The sequence below is a fragment of the Lysobacter spongiicola DSM 21749 genome (assembly GCF_900167055.1).
Classification (GTDB): Bacteria; Pseudomonadota; Gammaproteobacteria; order Xanthomonadales; family Xanthomonadaceae; genus Novilysobacter; species Novilysobacter spongiicola.
Genome location: NZ_FUXP01000005.1, coordinates 122,717 through 141,622 on the forward strand (window position 1 = coordinate 122,717; position 18,906 = coordinate 141,622).

Here is an 18,906-nt window from a genome sequence, read left to right on the forward strand (position 1 = left end):
CGGACCTTTCCGCCTGATGTTGCATCGCAACACAGAGGCGGTTATGCTGCAACGCACAAACCGGCATTCCCTGTCGGCGCAAGCAGGAGTCCACCATGTACCAGCAGTTCAACGAACAGTTCGCCGCCGCGACGCGTCAGTTCGCCGATACCGCGGCACAGGTCAACCGCATCGCCCTCGAGAACGCCCAAGCCGTGTTCGGCCTGCAGATGGCCGCCATGGAAGACCGCGCCACCGCCACCTTCGCCTTCCTGGGCGAGGCCACCAACGTCCGTGACGCCGAAGGCATGAAGGACCTGCTGCCCAAGGGCGTGCAGGTCGTGCGCGAGAACGCCGAGCGCGGCCTGGCCACCAGCCAGGAAGTCATCGGCCGTACCGTCAAGACCACCGAGCAGATCGCGCAGATCGCCAAGACCCAGGTCGAAGCCGCCGCCGACACCACCCGCGCCAACGTCGAGCAGGCCACCAAGGCCGCTACCGACAAGGCCGAGTCCTACACCCGTGGTTCGACCAAGGCCGACAAGGCCGACAAGTCCAAGTAACCGGCTCTCTCTCCAGCTTCGGCAGGAACACGAAACCCGGCAGCGCAGGCTGCCGGGTTTTTTGTGTCCGCGAACCGGTCAGCCGTGCCCGTCTTCGACGCGTTCGGTCTCGAGCCGCGCGCGTTCCCGTGCCGCCTTCTGGTGGTTGCGACCGATCAGCAGGTAGACCACCGGCACCACGAACAGCGTGAACAGGGTGCCGATGCCGACACCGCCGACGATCACCCAGCCGATCTGGTTGCGCGCCTCCGCACCCGCACCACTGGCGATCGCCAGCGGCAGCGAACCCAGCACCATCGCGCCGGTCGTCATCAGGATCGGACGCAGGCGCAGCGCCGCACCCTCGATGACCGCCTCCAGCTTGCCGTGGCCCTGCTCCTGCAACTGGTTGGAGAACTCCACGATCAGGATGCCGTGCTTGGCGATCAGGCCGACCAGGGTGACCATGCCGATCTGCGAATAGATGTTCCAGCTGCCCCCGGCCAGGGTGAGCGCCAGCAGCGCGCCGAACGCCGCCAGTGGCACCGCCAGCAGGATCACCAGCGGATCGACCCAGCTTTCGAACTGCGCCGCCAGCACCAGGAAAATGAACACGAGCGCGAGCCCGAATATCAGCGCGAAGTCGCTGGCCGACTCCCTGAATTCACGGCTCTGCCCGGAAAGATCGTAGCTGGTCCCGGGCGCCACCTCGGCCAGCGTGGCCTCCATCCATTCCAGCGCCTCGCCCATCGAATACCCCGGGGCAAGGCCGGCACTGATGGTGGCCGAGCGCAGCTTGTTGAAGTGGTTCAGCTCCTTGGCGGCGACCGTCTCCTCCACCGTCACCAGGTTGGAGAGCTGGATCATCTGGCCATCGCCACCGCGCACGAAGATGTTCGAGAGGTCCCCGGGCACCCGGCGGTCGGCATCCTCGACCTGAACGATCACGTCGTACTGCTCCGAGCCCTTCTTGAAGCGGGTGACGTTGCGGCCGCCCAGCAGGGTTTCCAGCGTGCGGCCGACCGTGGCCACGTCGCTGCCCACCGCCGCCACCTTGTCGCGGTCCAGCTCGATCCTCAGTTGCGGCTTGTCGAGCTTGAGGTCGGCGTCGGGGTTGGTGAGCTGCGGGTTCTCCCGCATCTTCGCCATCATCTGCTGAACGGTCTGGCCCAGTTCCTCCCAGGTGCCGGTGCTCTGCACCACGAAGCTCACCGGCTGGCCGAAACCCTCCTGCCCGAGCGGCGGCGGCAGCGTCGGGAACGCCATGATGCCGGGGATGCCCATGAACTGCGGGAACAGCTGGCCCTGGACCTCGGCGGTCGAGACATCACGCTCCTCCCAGTCCTTGAGCATCACGAAGCCGATGGTGTTGGTGACCGAGGGGAAGCCGACGATCTGGAAGTAGCGTTCGACCTGCGGGATCTGCGCGAACATGCCCTCCATCATCCGTGCGTAGCGGTCGGTGTATTCGACCGTCGCGCCTTCCGGCCCCATGCCGAAGCCGATGATGAAGCCCTGGTCCTCCTGCGGTGCCAGCTCGCGCGGCAGTTGCGTGAACAGCAGCAGGGCCAGCCCGAGCAGCACGACGCCGACACCGGCAACGACGACCTTCAGGCGCAGCGCGGCCGTGAGCAGCCGGCGGTAGCCGCGGTCGATGGCCCCCAGCACGCGCTCGCCGGCCGCGTAGAAGCGGCCGTGTTTCGTCTCCTGTTTCAGCAGCAGCGAGGACATCATCGGCGACAGCGTCAGTGCGACGAAACCCGACACCAGCACGGCGCCCGCCAGGGTCAGTGCGAATTCCACGAACAGCTTGCCGGTACGCCCGGTGGAGAACGCCAGCGGCACGTACACCGCCACCAGCGTCAAGGTCATCGCCACGATGGCGAAACCGATCTCCTTGCTCCCCTTCAAGGCTGCCTGGAACGGTGGCATGCCTTCCTCGATGTGCCGGTAGATGTTCTCCAGCATCACGATCGCATCGTCCACCACCAGCCCGATCGCCAGCACCATCGCCAGCAGCGTCAGGGTGTTGATGGTGAAGCCGAAGGCATACATGAGCGCGAATGCACCCACCAGCGACAACGGGATGGTCGCCAGCGGCACCAGCGTGGCGCGCCAGCTGCGCAGGAACAGGAAGATCACCACGATCACCAGCACCACCGCCTCGGCGACGGTCTTGTAGACCTCCTCGATCGACTTCTCGATGAACACCGTGCTGTCGAACGCCACCTGGATCTTCATGCCCTCCGGCAGGGTCTCCTGGATCCTCGGCAGCATCTCTTCCAGCGCCTGGGAGATGTCCAGCGGGTTGGCCACCGCCTGCTTCACCACCGCGAGTGGCACCGCGTTGACGCCGTTGAAGCGGGCGCGGAAGCGTTCCTCCTGCGCGCCCAGCTCGACCCGGGCGACATCCTTGAGCCGCACCAGGTAACCACTCTCGACCACGCCGCCGTCCGTTGCGTTGCCCACGATGATCTCGCCGAACTCCTCGGCGGTGCGCAGGTCCGTTTCCGACAGCACGGTGAACTCGCGGTCGGAGCCCTCGACCCGACCGGCCGGGATCTCCACGTTCTGCGCCCGCAGCGCACGTTCGACATCGGCCGGGGTCAACCCGAAACCGGCCAGGCGCTGCGGTTGCAGCCATACGCGCATCGCATAGGTGCTTGAGAAGACCTGCGCCTGGGCCACGCCGGGAATGGTCTGGATCCGGTCCTTGACCAGCCGTTCGGCATAGTCGGCGATCTCCACCTGCGGATGGCGGTCGGAGGTAAACGCCAGGTAGATGATCGGCTGCTGATCGGCTTCCTGCTTCTGGATGATCGGCGGGTCGACCTCGTCGGGCAGGAACTGCTGGGCCTGGCCGACACGGTCGCGCACGTCCGAGGCGGCGCCGTCGGGATCGCGGTCGAGCTTGAACCGCAGCGTCACCTGGCTGGACTGCTCGCGGCTCACCGACTGCATGTACTCGATGCCTTCCACGCCGGACAGTGCATCTTCGATCGGCTGGGTGACCTGCGACTCGATCACCTGGGCGCTGGCACCCGGATACGTGGTGTTGACCGTTACCACCGGGGTGTCGACGTTGGGGATCTGGCGCACCGCAAGACGGTCGTAGGCGATGATCCCGACGAGCAGGACCACCAGGTTGATCACCGTCGCGAAGACCGGCCTCCGGATCGAGACGTCCGAGAGGATCATGGGTTGGTCCCCGCCGCCTCGTCCGCCTGCGCGCCGGCCGGCGCTTCATCCGAGGGCGATGCTTCGGCCGGCGCTTCGCCGGCAGGCATCTCCGGCTGCCCTGCCGGGCCGCCCGCGCCATCGGCCGCGCCAGCGGGCAGCACCATCACGCCCATGCCCTCGTGCATCATCGGCTTGGCCTGCCCGGCGGTGATCACCACGTCGCCGGCCTGCAGGCCTTCGGTGACTTCGACCTTCCCGGGTACGCGGCGACCGGTGCTGACCTCGACACGGGTCGCCTTGCCATCCACCACGGTGTACACGAAGCGCGTGTCGCCCTCCTGCATCAGGGCCTGCTCGGGCACCAGCAACGCCTCGCCGGCCACGCTGGTGTCCAGCGAAAGCCGGGCGAATTGCCCCGGGCGCAGCCTCAGGTCGGGATTGGGCACCTGGGCGCGCAACTGCACGCTGCGGCTGGCCGCGTCCACGCTGGGCGCCACCGCCACGACACGGCCGGAGAAGCGCTCGCCCGGGAAGGCATCGACCGTCACCTCGATCGGTTGTCCTTCACCCACCTGGGCCAACGCGCCTTCCGGCACGCTGAAGTCGACCTCGATGGGGTCGCTACGCACCAGCGTCACCAGGTCCTGACCCGCCGTGACGAAATCCCCGACGCTGACTTCCCGCAGGCCGATACGGCCCGAAAACGGCGCGCGAAGGGTCATCTTGGACAGCGCGGCACGAGCGGTCTCCACGCGCGCACGATCGACCCCGTACGCCGCTTGCGCAGTGTCATAGTCGGAGCGGGCGATCAGTTGCTGGTCGACGAGTTGCTTCGCCCGCTCGCTGGCGCTCCGGCTGTTACGCAGGTTCGCTTCGGCTTCGCTGAGGGCGGCGCGGGCGGTGCTGGGGTCCAGGGTGAACAGCGGCTGCCCGGCTTCGACCCGGCCGCCCTCTTCGAAATGGATGCGGTCGATGCGACCGGCCACTTCGGGGCGCACCACCACCGACTCGTCGGCGCGCAGGCTGCCCACCGTCTGCAGGCCACGCGCCAGGGGTTCCGGTTCCAGGGTGACGGCCTCCACGGGCAACTGCATTTCCCCGGGCGCGCCGCCGGCAGCGGCCGCTGGGTCGCCGGCGTCTTCTCCGCAACCGGAAAGACCCAGCAGGGCCGCGACAAGCAACAGGTTCAACCACGTTTCGCGGCGCATCGGGGGCCTCGTCTTTCCTTGCGTGAGGTGCGCAGTCTAGGGAGCGACCGCGGGGCTGTCGCCGTGCCGGAAGTCAGCCTGCCGGATTGGGATTCACCGTCCCGGAAAGCGCTCGCTCCGGGACTGCCGCGGAGGCTGCGCGGCACCCCGTAGAAGCCTCAACGGGGCAAGCGGATGGCAGCGGACAGACTGGCCGGATCCGGCTGGCGCGCATGCGGAAGCCTGCCCCAGCACGGGACCGGCAGGCGATGCAGGAGGATCTCGAAGTTCTCGTCGGCCCGGGCCATCGACGGGTCGATGCCATTGGCGACCCAGCCGTCCAGGCGCGCGCCGGAAGCGAGAATGGCGTCGGCGGTGAGGCGGGCGTGGTTGATGCATCCCAGGCGCAGGCCGACCACCATCACCACCGGCAGCCGCAGCGCCCGCACCAGGTCCAGCTGGTCCAGTTGGGCGGACAGGGGAGCGGCCCATCCACCCACGCCTTCCACCACCACTACGTCGGCCATCGCCGCCAGCCTCGCGTGCGCGGCCTGGATCGTCTCCAGCTCGAGCTCCACGCCCGCCTCGCGCAGGGCAATCTCCGGCGCGAGCGGCTGCGGGAGCGCACAGGGATTCACGTCGGCGTAGTCCGGCCGGGGATCGCTTGCCGTCTGCAGCAGAAGTGCGTCCTCGTTGCGCCAGTGCCCGTCGATGCGCTCGCAGCCGCTGGCGACCGGCTTCATCCCGACCGCTCGCAGGCCGCGCGCCCGCAGCGCATGCAGCAGGGCCGCTGAAACGACCGATTTGCCGATGCCGGTATCGGTCCCGGTGACGTAGAAACCGCATGTATCCATGGCGCCATGGTAAGGCGCGGCGCAGGGGTCGTCGCTGCTAGACTCGCGACATGTTCACCGCCACCGCCCTGACCGGCAGCAAGCCGGAGCAATACGCCGAACTGGCCGCCCAGGCCCGCGCCCTGCTGCATGGCGAGCGCGATCGTACCGCCAACGCCGCCAACCTTTCGGCACTGGTCTACCACGCGTTGCCGTCGGTCAACTGGGTGGGTTTCTACTTCTTCGATGGCCGCGAACTGGTGGTGGGGCCGTTCCAGGGGCTCCCGGCGTGCGTGCGCATCCCGCTCGACAAGGGCGTGTGCGGCGCGGCCGCCAGCGAGCGCCGGACCCAGCGGGTGGAGGACGTGGAGGCGTTCCCCGGCCACATCGCCTGCGATTCGGCGTCGCGTTCCGAGGTCGTGGTACCGCTGGTGCAGGGCGAGCGCCTGGTCGGCGTGTTCGACATCGACAGCCCGGAGAAGGGCCGCTTCGATGCCGACGACCAGGCCGGCCTGGAGGCGATCGCCGCCGTCTTCGTGGAAGCACTGGCGTGAACGAGGCCGCCAAGCTTCGCAACATCGGGCCGAAGTCTTCGGCGTGGTTGCGACAGGTCGGCCTGCGCACGCGGGAGGACCTGGCTGAAGCGGGGCCGGTGGAGGCCTTCATGCGCATCAAGCGTGCCGGATTCAAACCGACGCTCAACCTGCTCTATTCGATCGAAGGCGCGTTGCACGATTGCCACTGGCAGGACGTCGCGCCCGAACGGCGGGCCGAACTGGTCGAGGCCGCCGAGGCCGCCATCGCCGGGCTGCCGGCACCACGCCACAAGCCCCCGGCCGGCCCGGTGCGGACCACCGTACTCACCGCCGACACCGTGGCCGAGCGGCCCGCTTCCGACAGCGACTAGCGCTGCCTGATCCCCCGAAGCGACCTGCTGTGCTGTAGGAGCGGCTTCAGCCGCGATCTGCAACCGGACGATCGACCAGGCATCCGATCGCGGCTGAAGCCGCTCCTACACGACAACACGTTTCCGCGAGCCGCGCGCCAAGCCCACCGGATGCCGTACACTGCGCCCGCTTCGAGGTGACCCGGCGGCGTCCTGCCGGCGGGTTGAAACGGGAAGCCGGTGACGCCGCGGACGCGGTCAGCCCGGCACTGCCCCCGCAACGGTAAGCGAGCCATGCCACGGCTCACCGCCACTGTGCACACGCATGGGAAGGCGCCGCGGCAGGTACCGGTCATCCGGTACCACTCGCGAGTCCGGAGACCGGCCCCGGAGCTGACTGGTTGCGATGCGGAGGGCATGGCGGCGGCGACGTCGGCGCCTGCGCGCGCCCATCTCGCAGCCTGCTCCCCTGCCTCCTGCACGCGACTTCCCAAGCACCAGCACGGTGATGCCGGGGACGGCACGCCGCGCGCGCAGGAGAACCACCGATGCCATTCCGTCCCGCCCCGCTCACCGTCGCCACCGTCCTTGCGTTGTCGAGCCTGCCCTCCGTTGCCCTTGCCGAGGCCGCCGCGTTCTCCGGACAGGCCATGGACCTCGACGAGATCGTCGTCACCGCCACCCGCACGCCCCACCAGGCCGCCACTGCGCTGCAGCCGGTGGAAGTCATCGACCGCGATGCGATCGAGCGCAGCCAGGCACGGTCGGTGCCGGACCTGCTGCGCGGCCGCGCCGGCATCTCGCTGTCCAACCAGGGCGGCGCCGGAAAGCTCACGACGCTGTTCCTGCGCGGCGCTGAATCCGACCAGACCGTGGTGCTGGTCGATGGCGTGCGCATCGGCTCCTCGACCTCCGGGCTGGCCTCCTGGCAGAACCTGCCGGTGGCGCAGATCGACCGCATCGAGATCGTCCGTGGGCCGCGCTCCAGCCTGTATGGCGCCGACGCGATCGGCGGCGTCATCCACATCTTCACCCGGCGCGACACGGCCGGCTTCGCCCCGCGCGTGCACGTGGGAGGCGGCAGCCACGGCGCCCATGATTACGGCATCGGCCTGGGGGGGCGCCAGGGACGCGCCTGGATGGGGGCGGACTACGCCTTCAAACGCACCGAAGGATTCAACAGTTGCGATGTCGCCCAGCCGACACCGTTCTCTGGCGGCTGCTTCATCAGCGAGCCGGAGCCGGACCTCGATGGCTACCTGGAGCACTCCCTGTCCGTGCGCGGCGGCATCGACATCAACGACGCCTGGCAGGTCTCCGCGCATGCGCTGCGCAGCGAGGGCGAGAACGAATACGACGGTGACTACAGCAACCGCTCCGACACCGTGCAACAGGTGGTCGGCGGCAGCATCGGCTGGCAGGTCAGCGATGCCCTGCAGTTCAAGCTGACCGGCGGCCGCAACACCGACGCGTCCGACCAGTTCCTGGGCCAGGCCACTGTCGGCCACTTCAGCACCGATCGCGACAGCGCCACCCTGCAGGCCGACATCGGACTGGCCGATGGGCACCTGCTCAGCCTCGGCGCCGACTGGCTGCGCGACCATGTCGACGGCAGCACGATCTACGACGAGGACGACCGTGCCAACCGCGCCGCGTTCGCGCAATACCAGGGCGACTTCGGGCGCCATGCGTTCCAGGCCAGCCTGCGCCGGGACGACAACGACCAGTTCGGCGGCCACACCACCGGCGGCGTGGCCTGGGGCATGGAAATCGTGGACGGCTGGCGGATCAATGCCGGCTACGGCACCGCCTTCAAGGCGCCGACGTTCAACGAGTTGTACTACCCGTTCTTCGGCAACCCGGAGCTCGGGCCGGAAGAGTCGGAAACCGCGGAACTGGGGATCACCTGGACCGGCACCGGCGCATCGGCGCGGCTGGACCTGTTCGACACGCAGGTCGATGACCTGATCGCTTTCGATGCCGCCATTGGCCTGCCCAACAACATCGAGCGCGCACGGATGCGCGGTGCGGAACTGGGCGTCGGCGCCGGCTGGGCAGGCTGGGACCTGGCGGCAAGCGTGAGCGTGCTCGACACCGAGAACCGCAGCGGCTTCAACGCCGGTAACGAGTTGCCCCGGCGTGCGAAGCATGGCGCCCGGATCGAGCTGGACCGCGCATTCGGCGACCTGAGGATCGGATTCACCGGCATCGCCGAAGGCGCACGCTATGACGATGTCGCCAACACGATGCGACTGCCCGGCTACGCCACCCTCGACCTGCGCCTGGAATACGCACTGACCGAGGCGTTGGTGCTGCAGGGCCGGCTGGCCAACCTGTTCGACCGCGACTACGAGACCGCCGCGTTCTACAACCAGCCCGGCCGCGAGTGGTTCGTGACCCTGCGCTGGGCGCCGCAGAACTAGCAGTAACGGCGGAGGGGGCACATGGCCCCCTCCGCGATCTGTATTTGCCATCTGTAGGAGCGACGTGAGTCGCGACCTGTACATCGCCGCCCGTCCGGGCTCCGGATCGCGACTGACGTCGCTCCTACACCGTGCCGTCCGCTGTAGGAGCGACGTGAGTCGCGACCCACCATCTCCGCTGCCCCCTGTAGGAGCGGCTTCAGCCGCGATTGGATGGCCGATCGTGCGTGCCGTCTCACGATCGCGGCTGAAGCCGCTCCTACAAGGGCATGGTTCCGCCTGCCGGGCTACTCCACCGTCACCGATTTGGCCAGGTTCCGGGGCTTGTCGACGTCGGTGCCACGGGCCAGGGCCACGTGGTAGGCCAGCATCTGCACCGGGATGGTGTGCACCACCGGTGACAGCACGCCGACGTGGCGCGGGGCGCGGATCACGTGCACGCCCTCGGACGGGCCGAAGTGGCTGTCCTCGTCGGTGAATACGAACAGCTCGCCACCGCGCGCGCGCACCTCCTGCATGTTCGACTTCACCTTCTCCAGCAGGCGGTCGTTGGGGGCGATCACCACCACCGGCATCTGCGCGTCCACCAGCGCCAGCGGGCCGTGCTTGAGCTCGCCGGCCGGGTACGCCTCGGCGTGGATGTAGGAGATCTCCTTGAGCTTGAGCGCGCCTTCCATCGCGATCGGATAGTGCACGCCACGGCCCAGGAACAGCGCGTGGTCCTTCGGCGCGAAGCGGTCCGCCCAGGCCTTGACCTGCGGCTCCAGGTTCAGCGCGTGCTGCACGCTGCCCGGCAGGTGGCGCAGCGCGTCCAGGTGTTCGGCCTCGGTGGCCTCGTCCAGTCGCCCGTGCAGCTTGGCCAGGGTCACCGCCAGGGTGAACAGCGCCACCAGCTGGGTGGTGAAGGCCTTGGTCGAAGCCACGCCGATCTCGGCGCCGGCGCGGGTGTAGTAGACCAGCTCGCTGGCGCGCGGGATGGCGCTCTCGGGCACGTTGCAGATCGACAGCGTGTGCGGGTGCCCGAGCGATTTGGCGTACTTCAGCGCCTCCATGGTGTCGAGCGTTTCGCCCGACTGCGAGATCGTCACGATCAGGTACTTCGGGTTCGCCACTGCGGTGCGGTAGCGGTACTCGCTGGCGATCTCGACCGTGCACGGCAGGCCGGCGATCTCCTCGATCCAGTAGCGAGCGGTCAGGCCGGCGTAGTAGCTGGTGCCGCAGGCCAGGATCTGGATGCCTTCCACGCCCGCGAGCACATCGGCCGCCTTGTCGCCGAACAGCTCGGCGGAGAACACGCCATCGTCGATCAGCGCCTCGATGGTGTCGGCGATCGCGCGCGGTTGCTCGTGGATCTCCTTCTGCATGAAGTGGCTGTACGGACCCAGCTCCAGCGATGCCAGTGACACATCTGACAGGTGCACGTCGCGCTCGACCACGGCGTTGGCGTCGTCGAACACGCGAACGCCGGCGCGGGTGACCTCGGCGGTGTCGCCCTCTTCCAGGAAGATCACCCGGCGCGTGGCCTGGATGATCGCGGAAACGTCGCTGGCGACGAAGTTCTCGCCCTCGCCCAAGCCGACCAGCAGCGGGCAGCCCATGCGCGCGGCGATCATGCGCTCGGGTTCGGACTTGCTGACCAGCGCGATCGCATAGGCGCCGGTCAGCTCGCGCACCGCGGTCTGCACCGCGGCCAGCAGGTCCAGGCCCTGTTGCTGGTGGAAGTGCACCAGGTGGGCGATGACCTCGGTATCGGTGTCGGACTCGAAGGTGTAGCCGGCCGCGCGCAGGCGGTCGCGCTGTTCGTCGTGGTTCTCGATGATGCCGTTGTGCACCACCGCCAGCTCGCCGAAGCTGACGTGCGGGTGGGCGTTGTTCTCGGTGACTCCGCCATGGGTGGCCCAGCGCGTATGGCCGATGCCCAGGCGGGCGCTGAAGCCTTCGGCCTGCGCCGCCGCCTCCATCTCCGAGACGCGGCCGGTCCGGCGCACCCGGCGCATTGACTGACCGTCGAACACGGCAATGCCGGCCGAATCGTAGCCGCGATATTCCAGTCGCTTCAGACCCTCGATCAGGGCCGGTACCACGTCGCGATCGGCGATCGCACCCACAATTCCGCACATGGCCCGGGGCCTCCTGGAAACAGGCGCGCAGTTTAGCCGGTGAGGGCGCCGGAGGGGTGTCCGCACGGACACCGGCGCTGTACGCGGACACTGTCCGCGGCGGCGCATTTCATTTGCAATCAATGCCTTGGAAGTTGGCACGGGACGTGCTTCACAGAGGGAAGCACGGCGTAGACCACCACGGGACATTGGGGACATCCGAAGCATGAGCATCCGCGACACCTCCGGGCAGGACCTTCCACGCGCCGCCCAAGTTTCATCCGACCGCAAGCGCCGCCGCTGGCTGCTCGGCGGCGGGCTCGCCGTGGCCCTGGTCGCGGCCGTCGCTTGGCTGGCGACCGGCTGGAGCTCGGGCACCCGCTCCTACGATGCCTCGCGCGTGCGCATCGCCGAAGTCACCCGCGGTGACCTGGTCCGCGACATCTCCGCCGACGGCCGCATCATCGCCGCCAACAGCCCGACCCTCTATGCCATCGCAGGCGGCACGGTCAGCCTCGAGGTGGTCGCGGGCGACGAGGTGGCCGAGGGCGATGCACTGGCGACCATCGACAGCCCGGAACTGCGCAGCAGGCTTGCCCAGGAGCAGGCGACGCTGGCCAGTCTGGAAGCCGAGGCCGGACGCGCCGGCCTGGATGCCCGGATCGCCCGCTCGGCCGCGCGGCAGGCCGTCGACCAGGCGGAGATCGACCGGCAGGCGGCCGAGCGCGATCTGGAGCGCAACCGTCGCGCCTTCGAGGGTGGAGCAGTGGCCAGCATCGACGTCGCACGTGCCGAGGACAACCTGCGCAAGGCCGAGATAGGCCTCGGCCACGCCCGGCGCGAGTACGACCTGCAAGGCCAGGGATCCGGGCTGGACAGCCGCAACAAGAAGCTGCTGGCCGACCGGCAACAGGCGGTGGTGGGCGAACTCCAGCGCCAGGTCGATGCGCTCACCCTGCGCGCACCGTTCAACGGACAGGTCGGGCAGGTGCTGGTGGAGCAGCGCGCGAACGTCGCGGCCAACGCCCCGGTGCTCAGCGTGGTCGACCTGACCCGGTTCGAGGTCGAGGTCCGCGTGCCCGAGAGCTTCGCCCGCGACCTCGCCATCGGCATGCCGGCCGAGCTCTCCGGCGGTGGCGGCGGCTCGACCCATGCGGCCAAGGTCGCGGCCGTTTCGCCCGAAGTGGTCAATGGCGAAGTCACCAGCCGGCTGCGCTTCACCGGCGACCAGCCCCCCGGCCTGCGGCAGAACCAGCGCATGCGCGCGCGCATCGTGCTCGATACCCGCGAAGACGTGCTGATGGTCGAGCGCGGCCCCTTCCTCGACCAGGGCGGTGGCAGCCGAGCCTATGTCATGGAAGGCGACGTCGCCGTGTTGCGGCCTGTACGCACCGGTACCAGCAGCCTCGGCGCGGTCGAGATCCTCGAGGGCGTCGAGGTCGGCGACCGGATCGTGGTGTCCGGCAGCGACCAGTTCGGCGACGCCGAACGCGTTTCGATCAACTGACATCCAATCACCGAAGACAGGAACATTCCGATGCTCGACATGCGCCAGGTCACCAAGGTCTACCGCACCGAACTGGTCGAGACGCACGCGCTGCGCTCGCTCGACCTGCACGTCCGCGAAGGCGAGTTCGTCGCCGTCACCGGGCCTTCGGGTTCGGGCAAGACCACCTTCCTCAACATCGCCGGGCTGCTGGAGACCTTCACCGGCGGCACCTACAAGCTGGATGGCGAAGACGTCAGCGGCCTGTCCGACGACGCCCGCAGCAAACTGCGCAACCGCAAGATCGGCTTCATCTTCCAGAGCTTCAACCTGATCCCCGACCTCAACCTGTTCGACAACGTCGACGTGCCGCTTCGCTACCGCGGCATGTCCGCATCCGAGCGTGGCGACCGCATCAAGGAGGCGCTTTCGCGGGTGGGACTCGGTTCGCGCATGAAGCACTTCCCGGCCGAGCTGTCGGGCGGCCAGCAGCAGCGCGCAGCGATCGCGCGCGCACTGGCCGGCAGTCCTCGACTGCTGCTGGCCGACGAGCCCACGGGCAACCTGGATTCGCAGATGGCGCGGGCGGTGATGGAGATGCTCGAGGAGATCAACGCCAGCGGCACCACCATCGTCATGGTCACCCACGACCCCGAACTCGCCGCACGTGCCCAGCGCAACGTGCACATCGTCGACGGCATGGCGACGGACGTGGTGTCCGGCCCCAGCCTGCGTGCGCCCGCGGAAGCAACGGCCTGACATCAATGTAGGAGCGGCTTCAGCCGCGATCCGGTCGTTGGTGCATCTGGCCACCGGTCGCGGCTGAAGCCGCTCCTACGGAAACCCTTCGAAGGACTGCCATGTTCACCTACTACTTCGACCTCGCCCTGCGCAGCTTCAAACGGAACAGGGTGCTGACGGCCCTGATGGTGCTGGCCATCGCCCTGGGCATCGGCGCCAGCATGACCACGCTGACGGTGTTCCACGTCCTGTCCGGCGACCCGATTCCGAGCAAGAGCGAACGCCTGTTCTATCCGCAGCTGGAGCCGCGTTCGATGTCCGGATTCACGCCGGGCGACGACCCTTCGGACCAGATGACGCGCTTTGATGCGGAGGCGCTGTTGCGTGACGCGCGCGGTGACCGACAGGCGATCATGGCCGGCGGCAACGTGGCGATCGAACCGGAGCGCTCCGACCTGGACCCGATGAGCCATCAGGCCCGCTACGCCACCGCCGAGTTCTTCGACATGTTCGAGGTGCCCTTCCTGCACGGCCAGGGCTGGAGCAAGGCGCAGGACGAAGCACGGGCGCGGGTCGTCGTGATCAGCCAGGCCCTCGACGAGCAGTTGTTCGACGGCGCCAACAGCGTCGGCCGGGCGATCCGGATCGACGGGCACACCTTCGAGATCATCGGCGTGGTCGAGGACTGGGCGCCGCAGCCGATGTTCTTCGACATCACCCGGGGACGCTACAACGAGCCCGAGCAGGTGTACGTGCCGTTCTGGACGTCCCGCGATCTGCAGATGGGTTTCGCCGGGAACATGGACTGCTGGGATGGGCCGGACGATGACGAGGAGCCGGATCCCGAGGGCAACTATGGCCTGAATGCCGCTTGCGCGTGGCTGCAGTACTGGGTCGAAATGGATCCTTCCCGGGCCGACGACTACCGCCAGTACCTGGTGAACTATTCCGAACAACAGCGCGTCGCGGGCCGCTTCGAACGCCCGACCAACGTCCGCCTGTTCGACGTCATGGGATGGCTGGACAACGCCGGCATGGTTCCGGGCGACGTGCGGCTGCAGATGTGGCTGGCATTCGGATTCCTGCTGGTGTGCCTGCTCAACACGGTCGGCCTGCTGCTTGCCAAGTTCATGCGCCGCTCCACCGAGATCGGTGTGCGGCGCGCGCTGGGTGCATCACGGCGGGCCATCTTCGCCCAGTGCCTGGTGGAAGCGGGAACGATCGGACTTGCCGGCGGCATCGGCGGGCTTGGCTTCGCGCTGCTCGGCCTGTGGGCGGTTCGCCAGCAACCGGCGGACTTCGCGCCGCTGGCCCACATCGACCTGCCGATGCTGCTCGTCACGTTCGTCCTGGCCATCCTGGCCAGCCTGCTGGCCGGGCTGCTGCCGGCATGGCGGGCGTGCCAGGTGGCCCCGGCCATCCAGCTCAAGTCGCAATAGCGCGTCTCCGGAGATTCACCATGGACATCCGCCCCATCCTCTCCACGCTGCTGCGGCACAAGACCGCGGCGACCCTGATCGTGCTCGAGATCGCGCTGTCGTGCGCGATCATCTGCAATGCGATCTTCCTGATCACGACACGGCTGGAGCGCGGGGAGCGCCCCACCGGGCTCGCCGAGACGGAGCTGGTCTCGATCCAGATGGCCGGCATCGGCCGCAGTGACGATCCCGACGCCCTGGTCAAGCGCGACCTCGCCGCTTTGCGTGCCATTCCCGGCGTCAAGGCGGCCACCAGCACCAACCAGGTGCCGTTCGGTGGCTCCTCCTCGAACAGCTCGATCAGCCTCGAGCCCGACCAGCTCAATCCGACGGCCAACGCGTCCGTCTATCTCGCCGATGAGGGGCTGCTCGACACATTTGGGCTCAAGCTGGTGGAAGGACGCTGGTTCAACAGCGACGAGTTCCTCGACTACGGAGTGCTGGACGATCCCGGGCCGGAGACTCCGATATCGGCAACGGTCCTCACCCGCAGCCTCGCCGAGCGGCTCTTTCCTGGCGAGAGCGCCATCGGAAAATCCATCTACAGCTGGGGCGAAGCACCGACGCGGGTGGTCGGGGTGGTCGAATACCTCATGCGGCCCAACGACATCGGCGGACCGGCGGAGAACCAGTTCTCCTTCATCCTGCCGATCCGTCCCACCTTCGGCACCTACGGATTGCGGACCGCACCGGAGCGGCGTGCGGAGGTGCTAGAAGCCGCGATCGAGGCACTCGGTCAGGTCAACCCCCGCCGCATCGTAATCTGGGACCGGACGTTTGCCGAGATGGCGTCCGACTACTACCGCCAGGACCGCGCCATGGCCGGCATGCTGTTGGCGATGATCATCGCGCTGCTGGTGGTCACCGCGCTCGGGATCGTCGGGCTGGCCAGCTTCTGGGTCGCCCAGCGCACCAAGCAGATTGGCGTGCGCCGCGCCCTCGGAGCCACGCGTGGACAGGTCCTGCGTTACTTCCAGACCGAGAACTTCCTGCTGGCGAGCTTCGGGATCGTGCTCGGCATGCTGGGTGCCTACGGGTTGAACCAGTTCCTGATGGGCCAGTACGAAATGGAGCGGCTGCCGGCGATCTACCTGCCGCTGGGCGCGGTGGCGCTCTGGCTGCTCGGGCAGGTGGCGGTCTTCGGGCCGGCGCGCCGCGCGGCGGCGGTGCCACCTGCAGTGGCGACCCGGAGCGTCTAAAGTCGCGTCCATGCCGACCGTCCTGATCATCGACGACAATCCCGCGGTCGCCACCGCGCTGGAAACACTGCTCTCCCTGCACGACATCGATACGTGCTCGGCGACCTCCCCCGGCGAGGGACTGGAGATGCTGGCTAGCGCGAACGACATCGACCTGGTGGTGCAGGACATGAACTTCGATGCCGACACCACCTCCGGCGAGGAGGGGATGGCGCTGTTCGCACGGATCCGCGACCGCCACCCCGACCTGCCGGTGATCCTGCTGACCGCCTGGACGCACCTGGAGACGGCGGTCGACCTGGTCAAGGCTGGCGCCGCCGACTACCTCGGCAAGCCGTGGGACGACCGCAAGCTGATGGCGACGGTCAACAACCTGCTGGAGCTGTCGGAAGCGCGTCGCGAACTGGCGCGACACCACGGCGATGCCCGCCGCCGCCGCGATGCGCTGGCTAAGGAGTTCGACCTGCGCGGACTGGTCTATGCCGACCCCGCCAGTGAACGCGTCCTGTCGTTGGCCTGCCAGGTGGCGCGCTCGGACCTGCCGGTACTGATCACGGGGCCGAATGGCACCGGCAAGGAGAAGTTCGCCGAGATCGTGCATGCCAATTCCGCCGTGCGTGATGGTCCCTTCGTCGCCCTCAATTGCGGCGCGCTTCCCGGTGAACTGATCGAAGCCGAACTGTTTGGCGCAGAAGCCGGTGCCTACACCGGGGCCAACCGTGCCCGCGAGGGCAAGTTCGAGGCTGCCGATGGCGGCACGCTGTTCCTCGACGAGATCGGCACCCTCCCGCCTGCGGGCCAGGTGAAGCTGTTGCGCGTGCTGGAGACCGGCCGCTTCGAACGCCTGGGCGGTAACCGGGAGCGCTCGGTGAAGGTCCGCATCATCAGCGCGACCAATGCCGACCTCGGCGCGTTGATTGCCGATGGCCGGTTCCGCGAGGACCTCTACTACCGGCTCAATACGATCGAGTTGAAGCTGGCCCCGCTGGCCGAGCGCCCCGCCGACATCCTCCCGCTGGCACGGCACTTCCTGCCGCGTGGGAAGACCCTCGATCCCGCCGCGGAACGTGCGCTGCTCCGGCACGCATGGCCCGGCAACGTGCGCGAGCTGCGCAATTCGCTGCAACGCGCTGCCCTGCTCGCCCGTGGCGACACGGTCGGCGCCCTGGACCTGGGCCTCCCTGCCGCCCCCTCGGCCGCGATCGCGGCTTGCGAGGAGCCCGGCCGGAACGAGATCGAGGCCGCACTGGAGCGCAACGGCGGCGTACTGTCGCAGGCGGCCACCGAGCTGGGCCTGTCGCGGCAGGCGCTGTACCGGCGGCTCGACCGCCTCGGCATCAAGCGCGACTGAACCGATGGTGCGACTGGCCCGCCTGCCGCTGAGCATGGTGTTCACCGTGGTGGCGGTGCTGCATGCCGCCCTCGTCGCAACGCTGGCGCTGGTGCTTTCGCGATGGCTGGAGCAGTGGCTCGCAGCAGCCGTGGCGATCGCCCTGGACCTGCCATTGCTGGCCTACCACGTGCGCCGCGCCTTCGCGCCGATGGCGTCACTGTTCCGGGCGCTGGCCGGTACCGTCGACAGCTACCGCGACGGCGATTTCAGCTTCGGCCTCACCTGGCGCGGGCAAGGCGAACTCGGGGAGCTGGTCGCCAGCCACAACCGCCTTGGCGACGCTTTGCGGGAGCAACGCCTTGCGCTGGTGCAGCGCGAACTGCTGCTCGACACCATGGTGCAGAACACGCCGGTCGCGATGCTGCTGGTCGACCCGTCCCGCCGCGTGGTCCACGCCAACCTCGCCGCCCGCAAGCTGCTGGGGGAAGGACGCCGCCTGGAGGGGCAGGACCTGGATGCACTGTTGTCGACGACGTCCGATGCGTTCCAGGAGGCATTCGCCCGCGGCGGCGACGGCATGTTCACCGTGGGCGATGAAGACAACGAGGACATCTACCACCTGGCGCGCCGCCAGTTCCGCCTCAACGGCCGCCGCCACGAGCTGATCCTGCTTCGCCTGTTGACGGCCGAACTGCGCCGCCAGGAGGTACAGACCTGGAAGAAGGTGATCCGGGTGATCAGCCACGAGCTCAACAACTCGCTGGCGCCCATCGCATCCCTTGCGCATTCGGGGGCCGAGCTGTTGCGCCGCGGACAGCATGATCGGCTGCCCGCCGCCCTGGCGACGATCGAAGATCGCGCGCGCCACCTGGAAGGCTTCATCCGCGACTACGCACAGTTCGCCAAACTGCCGGCTCCGAGACGGGAGAACGTGCAGTGGGAGCACTTCCTGGGCCAGTTGCACAGCCAGGTCCAGTTCCGGCTGGAAGGGAAGCCTGGCGATCGCAGCGGCCGCTTCGATGTTGCTCAGCTCGAGCAATGCCTGCTCAACCTGCTCAAGAATGCGCACGAATCCGGATCTGCACACGACGAGGTGGCCCTGGCGCTGCGGCGCATGCCGGAAGGATGGCGAGTCGATGTGCTGGACCGCGGCGGCGGCATGAACGAATCGGTCCTGTCGAACGCGCTGCTGCCGTTCTACTCGACCAAGCGCCACGGCACCGGCCTGGGCCTGGCACTGGCACGCGAGATCGCCGAGGCCCATGGCGGCCGCATCGCCCTGCTCAACCGCGAGGGCGGCGGCCTGTGCGTGTCACTGGTATTGCCAGATTAGGTCGGGGTTGGCCGCGATGGCCGCGCCTCGACCGGACACTTGATGGGCGCTTGATTGGCGCCTTCGATGACCACGTGCCGTCAATGGCGCTTTTGTAGGAGCGGCTTCAGCCGCGATCGGATGGCGATCGCCCGTGCCTATTCCACGATCGCGGCTGAAGCCGCTCCTACAGGGTCGCCAGCGTCGCAGCCGGAACGGTGACCCGCC

General features: G+C 68.2%; 14 protein-coding genes and 1 riboswitch. Of the genes, 10 read left to right on the forward strand and 4 right to left on the reverse strand.

Annotated elements, in window-relative coordinates; all coding sequences use genetic code 11:
• The first annotated feature begins 95 nt into the window (after window positions 1–95).
• Entirely contained in the window at window positions 96–542 is a 447-nt protein-coding gene (locus B5D37_RS08425) for a phasin family protein (RefSeq protein ID WP_078758276.1), read from the forward strand.
• A 78-nt stretch (window positions 543–620) separates the two neighbouring features.
• Here B5D37_RS08425 and B5D37_RS08430 read toward each other — a convergent pair whose 3' ends face one another.
• The 3 genes from B5D37_RS08430 to bioD form a co-directional block, all read right to left on the reverse strand.
• Window positions 621–3,719 (reverse strand): efflux RND transporter permease subunit, encoded by a 3,099-nt coding sequence (locus B5D37_RS08430; protein WP_078758277.1) that lies wholly within the window; start codon window positions 3,717–3,719, stop codon window positions 621–623.
• Window positions 3,716–4,909 (reverse strand): efflux RND transporter periplasmic adaptor subunit, encoded by a 1,194-nt coding sequence (locus tag B5D37_RS08435; RefSeq protein WP_078758278.1) that lies wholly within the window; start codon window positions 4,907–4,909, stop codon window positions 3,716–3,718. The genes B5D37_RS08430 and B5D37_RS08435 overlap by 4 nt, the downstream gene beginning before the upstream one ends.
• Before the next feature lie 158 nt (window positions 4,910–5,067).
• Window positions 5,068–5,742 (reverse strand): dethiobiotin synthase, encoded by a 675-nt coding sequence (bioD, locus tag B5D37_RS08440; RefSeq protein ID WP_078758279.1) that lies wholly within the window; start codon window positions 5,740–5,742, stop codon window positions 5,068–5,070.
• A 50-nt stretch (window positions 5,743–5,792) separates the two neighbouring features.
• On the opposite strand from bioD, the gene B5D37_RS08445 reads away from it, so the two are divergent.
• The 3 genes from B5D37_RS08445 to btuB all read left to right on the forward strand — a co-directional run bounded on the left by B5D37_RS08445 (window position 5,793) and on the right by btuB (window position 9,030).
• Window positions 5,793–6,275 (forward strand): GAF domain-containing protein, encoded by a 483-nt coding sequence (locus B5D37_RS08445; protein WP_078758280.1) that lies wholly within the window; start codon window positions 5,793–5,795, stop codon window positions 6,273–6,275.
• A complete protein-coding gene (locus B5D37_RS08450) occupies window positions 6,272–6,628 on the forward strand; it encodes a TfoX/Sxy family protein (protein ID WP_078758281.1) in 357 nt (118 codons plus the stop codon). Before B5D37_RS08445 ends, B5D37_RS08450 begins: the two co-directional genes overlap by 4 nt.
• Before the next feature lie 157 nt (window positions 6,629–6,785).
• Window positions 6,786–7,011, forward strand: a riboswitch (cobalamin riboswitch).
• Window positions 7,012–7,155: 144 nt separating this feature from the next.
• A complete protein-coding gene (gene btuB / locus B5D37_RS08455) occupies window positions 7,156–9,030 on the forward strand; it encodes a TonB-dependent vitamin B12 receptor (protein ID WP_078758282.1) in 1,875 nt (624 codons plus the stop codon).
• Window positions 9,031–9,317: 287 nt separating this feature from the next.
• Here the strand turns inward: btuB and glmS are convergent, their stop codons facing one another.
• Window positions 9,318–11,150 carry a glutamine--fructose-6-phosphate transaminase (isomerizing) gene (gene glmS / locus B5D37_RS08460; RefSeq protein ID WP_078758283.1) on the reverse strand — a complete coding sequence of 611 codons (1,833 nt, stop codon included), beginning with the start codon at window positions 11,148–11,150 and terminating at the stop codon, window positions 9,318–9,320.
• A gap of 205 nt (window positions 11,151–11,355) precedes the next feature.
• On the opposite strand from glmS, the gene B5D37_RS08465 reads away from it, so the two are divergent.
• From B5D37_RS08465 to B5D37_RS08490, 6 genes are all read left to right on the forward strand, one after another.
• Window positions 11,356–12,636: an efflux RND transporter periplasmic adaptor subunit gene (locus B5D37_RS08465; protein ID WP_078758284.1), complete on the forward strand. Its 1,281-nt coding sequence runs from the start codon at window positions 11,356–11,358 to the stop codon at window positions 12,634–12,636.
• A 30-nt stretch (window positions 12,637–12,666) separates the two neighbouring features.
• A complete protein-coding gene (locus B5D37_RS08470; RefSeq protein WP_078758285.1) occupies window positions 12,667–13,374 on the forward strand; it encodes an ABC transporter ATP-binding protein in 708 nt (235 codons plus the stop codon).
• Window positions 13,375–13,475: 101 nt separating this feature from the next.
• The gene (locus tag B5D37_RS08475) at window positions 13,476–14,795 is read left to right on the forward strand and encodes an ABC transporter permease (protein WP_078758286.1); all 1,320 of its coding nucleotides are present in this window, start codon (window positions 13,476–13,478) and stop codon (window positions 14,793–14,795) included.
• Between the two features lie 20 nt (window positions 14,796–14,815).
• A complete protein-coding gene (locus B5D37_RS08480; protein ID WP_078758287.1) occupies window positions 14,816–16,033 on the forward strand; it encodes an ABC transporter permease in 1,218 nt (405 codons plus the stop codon).
• A gap of 10 nt (window positions 16,034–16,043) precedes the next feature.
• Complete coding sequence (locus tag B5D37_RS08485; protein ID WP_078758288.1) at window positions 16,044–17,384, forward strand: sigma-54-dependent transcriptional regulator; 1,341 nt, start codon at window positions 16,044–16,046, stop codon at window positions 17,382–17,384.
• A 7-nt stretch (window positions 17,385–17,391) separates the two neighbouring features.
• The gene (locus B5D37_RS08490) at window positions 17,392–18,699 is read left to right on the forward strand and encodes a sensor histidine kinase (protein ID WP_425478044.1); all 1,308 of its coding nucleotides are present in this window, start codon (window positions 17,392–17,394) and stop codon (window positions 18,697–18,699) included.
• The last annotated feature ends 207 nt before the right edge of the window (window positions 18,700–18,906 follow it).